Here is a 4,174-nt window from a genome sequence, read left to right as displayed (position 1 = left end):
CGTCAGAGCTGCTCGTCGGCCGCGGCCGCGTCGCCGATGCCGACGCGGCCTACGTGTGCCGCGGTCGGGTCTGCGACCTGCCGGTCACCGGCGCCGCGGAATTGGAATCTGCACTCGCCCGGTGATTGTGCGGGCCGTGAGACTCGGCGCGGTAGCGTGCCTCCCATGTCGAGTGCAGAACACATCGCCGAGACCGTCAACCGCTACATCAGCCTGATCGCCAAGGGCACCGCGGATGATCTGGTCGAGTTGTACGCCGACGACGCCACCGTCGAGGATCCGGTCGGCGGCGAGGTGCACATCGGCCGGCAGGCGATCCACGGCTTTTACTCCGCGGTGGAAAACGTGCAGCGGGAAAGCGAGCTGGTGACGCTGCGGGTTGCCGGCAACGAGGCGGCCTTCCACTTCAAGCTGACTGTCTCCGCGGGCGACACCCGGATGGTCATCGAACCGATCGACGTGATGGTGTTCGACGGCGACGGCAAGATCGCCGCGATGAAGGCCTACTGGTCACCCGAGAACGCCAGGCAGTTGTAGCGCCTCCGTCAGAACACCGCGAACCAGATCGCGATGTAGTGGCAGATCGCGGCGACCGCGGTACAGGCGTGGAAGAACTCGTGATAGCCGAACGTGCTCGGCCATGGGTCCGGCCGGTGCAGTGCGTACATGATCCCGCCGACGCTGTAGAGCGCGCCGCCGACGGCCAGTAGCACCATCGCGGCCACGCCGGCGTTGTGCAGGATCATCGCGATGTAGAACGCCGAGACCCAGCCGAGGATCAGATACAGCGGGACACCGACCCAGCGCGGTGCGGTGGGCCAGCACATCTTGAGTAGCACCCCGGCCAGCGCGCCGCCCCAGACCATCCACAGCACCAGCGCGCCCGCGTCGTGCGGCATCGCCAGCAATGCGAACGGTGTGTAGGTGCCGGCGATCAGCACGAAGATCATCGAGTGGTCGAGCCGCTTCATCCAGGTGCGGGCCTTCACCGATGTCCAGTTGACCCGGTGATAGATCGCGCTGGTGGTGAACATCCCCACCACCGAGCCGGTGTAGATGAACGTCGCCAGACCCGCCTTGAGCCCAGCCAGAGGCCAGGACACCGAGATCAGTGTGGCGCCGGCGATGACCGCGACCACGGCCGACACCAGATGAATCCAGCCCCGCGCCCGCGGCTTGACCAGCGCCTGGGCGGTGTCCTTCACGCCCTCGACAATGTGCTCGGCCACATCTCCGACGGTGTGGGACGTCTCGTCCGCGCCGGCCTGGGTGGCCACGCCGGTGTCGCGAATCAATACGCCTCCATGAGTTGCGGCCGGAAAGCCCTTGAGCACTCCGACCCACAGTAATCTGGATCGCTGTGGAGATCATTCCGCCGCGTGTCAAGGAACCGTTATATCGGCTCTACGAATTGCGGCTGCGGCAAGGGCTGGCCGCATCGAAATCCGCACTGCCGCGTCACATCGCTGTGCTGTGCGACGGGAACCGACGCTGGGCACGCGACGCCGGCTACGACGACGTCAGCTACGGGTACCGGATGGGCGCGGTCAAGATCGCCGAGATGCTGCGCTGGTGCCATGAGGCCGGCATCGAAATGGCCACTGTCTACTTGCTTTCCACCGAGAACTTGCGCCGTGATCCGGCCGAGCTGGCCGCGCTCATCGAGATCATCACTGAGGTCGTCGAAGAGATCTGCGCGCCGGCCAACGGCTGGAGCGTGCGGACGGTGGGGGACCTAGAGCTGATCGGCGAGGAACCCGCGCGCCGGCTGCGTGACGCGGTCGAGGGCACCGCGAGCACCGGCAACGGCAGCTTTCACGTCAACGTTGCGGTCGGATACGGCGGCCGTCAGGAAATCACCGACGCCGTGCGCGGACTGTTGGCCAAACAACTCGTCAACGGCGCCAGCGGCGAGGAACTCATCGACGCCGTCACGGTCGACGCGATCTCAGAGAACCTGTACACCTCCGGGCAGCCCGACCCCGATCTGGTGATCCGAACCTCGGGGGAGCAGCGGTTGTCCGGGTTCTTGTTGTGGCAAAGCGCCTACTCGGAGATGTGGTTCACCGAAGCGCACTGGCCGGCATTCCGGCGCGTCGATTTCCTGCGCGCGCTGCGTGATTACAGCCTGCGGCATCGCCGCTACGGCGCTTGACAGTGGGTCGCCGCCGACGTTCTAGTGGCGTGCCACACTGAAAGCATGGCTGCGCTTTCGGCGTTGGTGTTCTCGCTGAGTTGGTGGCTGGGGCTGTACTTGTTGGCCCGTAACCCGCGCAAGCCGGTGCTGGCGTTCTCGGCAGTAGGACTGTGCAGCTTTGCGACGGCCGTCGCGCTGGATGCGGTGCGGCTCGTCACCCACTCCGCATTGCTCGGCCAGGTCGAGATCTATCTGGTCGCTGTCCCCGGTGTCGCTTGGTTCGCGGTGCTCCTGGAGATCGCCCGCGCGGGTGACAACGAGCGATCCCGTGCCGGCGAAGTGCTGCTGGTCGCTGTCACCGGTGCGATGACGCTGGTCGGTGCCGCGCTGGCCGGCACCGTTGCCGGACCGTTGCGGCCCGGCCATCTGGTGATGTGCGTGGTGATTTCGGTGTCCACCTTGGGCGCGATGGTCTTCGCGCTGCGGCGCCGGGTGCAGAAGATCCCGAAGGTCGGGCTGATCGTCACCGCGACGATGTTTTTTGCCTTGGCCAACGCGATCCTGATCATTCCGCTGGGCGTGGTGCCCAGCTGGCTGGCGCTGGCGTCGACGGGCTGTGACGTGTTGTGCCTGGGCGTGGCGGTGGCGTTGTGGGACGCGTTCGACGAGGGTCAGGCGCTGCGCGCCGACATGCTGCGCTCATTCACCGGCAGCGGCATGGTGGTGGCGCTGCTCGGTGGCCAGATGCTGATCGGCATCGAGTTGACCCGCCGCCAGACCAGCGCGCAGATCGCGCTGACCGTGCTGCTGTTCACCAGCCTGGCGATCGCCTCTTCGGTGCAGGTGCTGGCCGACCCGCTGGCCGGGTTGCTGGACCGGATGGTGTTCTCGCGGGCGCCGGTGTTGCGGGCCGATCGGGAGACGTTGCGGCGCACCCAATCTGCGCTGCCGTTGCGGTTGGCCGATCCGCTCGACGGCTTCGACGACGACTCGTTCGCCCGGCTGACCCGCCGCGCGCTGGGGCACTACGGCGACCTGTCCAAGCTGGTCGCCAACCCGCTGACGGCGCTGCCCTGCATCGACGAGCGGCTGGCCGCCCGCGGCGCCCCGGATCAGCCGCTGGAGCGGGCCATCGAACTCAAGGCGCTGCTGGCCGACCGCATCGCCGCGCTCAAGCCGCGCGACGGCGGCGACTTCGGCACCAGCGAGCAGTGGCGGCACTACAACTCGCTGTACTTCCCGTATGTCGTGGGGGTGCGGGCCTACGCCCAGAACGCCACAGCCGCCGGCCTGGATCCGACCGCCCGGCAGGCGTGGCAGTGGTTCGTCACCGAAGTCCCGCAACGTTCGTTGCACAACTGGCAGAACGCCGCGGCCAAGCTGATTGCCGCCGATCTTCGCGGCCGGGTGACCGTCTCCAGTTAGGCGCCCAATCTGGTTAGCCCAGTCTGCTTAGCCGGGCTAGGCAAGGAATACGTGGCCTAGATCACTGAGTTGACCTGCGCATGGCAGTGCTTGGCAGTGCCAAGCATCGATCTGGCAGTTCCCGATCGGCATTCTCAAAAGTGTTCGACCCGATATCCCAAGGAGTTCCGACATGACCGCTGTTACTCCACTGTCCACCCGCCCGTTCGAAGACTCGACCGACTCGCTGTTGCGGTTTGCCATGCGGCTCGACGCGACGCTGAGCGGCCTTGTTGGTCTTTTCATCGCCCTGATGGCGGACCCGCTCTCCGCACTGACCGGTCTGAGTTCCGTCGCCGAATTCGGCGGGGGCGCCCTGCTGGTGCTCGGCGGACTGGCGGTCTACGGCCTCGCCGCAGCACCCGATCTGCGCCGCGTCGGAGTCGCCCTCATCATCGGCAATGTCGTGCTGACGGTGGCGGCGCTGGTCGTGGTTGCCGTCGGTGCGTTGCCGCTGACTGCCGCCGGCGTCGGCGCGACGCTGGCCACTGGCTGCTACTTCGCACTGATGGGATACCTGCAATACCTCGGAGTGCGCCGCTTGCCGGCGTGACTCCCGTCCCGCCGGTGCGG

Annotated in this window: 6 protein-coding genes; 5 read left to right on the top strand and 1 reads right to left on the bottom strand. The window is 66.8% G+C overall.

Annotated elements, in window-relative coordinates:
- Together WAN02_RS18595 and WAN02_RS18590 are read left to right on the top strand one after the other, a co-directional pair.
- The coding region (locus tag WAN02_RS18595; RefSeq protein WP_422265718.1) for a hypothetical protein at positions 1–125 on the top strand (125 nt) is incomplete at its 5' end.
- A 40-nt stretch (positions 126–165) separates the two neighbouring features.
- A complete protein-coding gene (locus WAN02_RS18590) occupies positions 166–537 on the top strand; it encodes a nuclear transport factor 2 family protein (protein WP_422265716.1) in 372 nt (123 codons plus the stop codon).
- A gap of 8 nt (positions 538–545) precedes the next feature.
- On the opposite strand, the gene trhA is transcribed toward WAN02_RS18590, so the two are convergent.
- Positions 546–1,277 carry a PAQR family membrane homeostasis protein TrhA gene (gene trhA / locus WAN02_RS18585; protein ID WP_422265717.1) on the bottom strand — a complete coding sequence of 244 codons (732 nt, stop codon included), beginning with the start codon at positions 1,275–1,277 and terminating at the stop codon, positions 546–548.
- Positions 1,278–1,360: 83 nt separating this feature from the next.
- Here trhA and WAN02_RS18580 point away from each other — a divergent pair, with 83 nt between their 5' ends.
- The 3 genes from WAN02_RS18580 to WAN02_RS18570 all read left to right on the top strand — a co-directional run bounded on the left by WAN02_RS18580 (position 1,361) and on the right by WAN02_RS18570 (position 4,154).
- Entirely contained in the window at positions 1,361–2,155 is a 795-nt protein-coding gene (locus WAN02_RS18580) for a (2Z,6E)-farnesyl diphosphate synthase (RefSeq protein ID WP_422265715.1), read from the top strand.
- A 45-nt stretch (positions 2,156–2,200) separates the two neighbouring features.
- Complete coding sequence (locus WAN02_RS18575; RefSeq protein ID WP_422265714.1) at positions 2,201–3,562, top strand: hypothetical protein; 1,362 nt, start codon at positions 2,201–2,203, stop codon at positions 3,560–3,562.
- A 172-nt stretch (positions 3,563–3,734) separates the two neighbouring features.
- Positions 3,735–4,154: a hypothetical protein gene (locus WAN02_RS18570; RefSeq protein ID WP_422265713.1), complete on the top strand. Its 420-nt coding sequence runs from the start codon at positions 3,735–3,737 to the stop codon at positions 4,152–4,154.
- The last annotated feature ends 20 nt before the right edge of the window (positions 4,155–4,174 follow it).

The sequence above is a fragment of the Mycobacterium sp. genome (genome assembly GCF_049281135.1).
In the GTDB taxonomy this organism is placed as follows: domain Bacteria; phylum Actinomycetota; class Actinomycetes; order Mycobacteriales; family Mycobacteriaceae; genus Mycobacterium.
The sequence above is the reverse complement of the archived record's forward strand: the minus strand, read 5'-3'. Positions and strand labels throughout refer to the sequence as shown.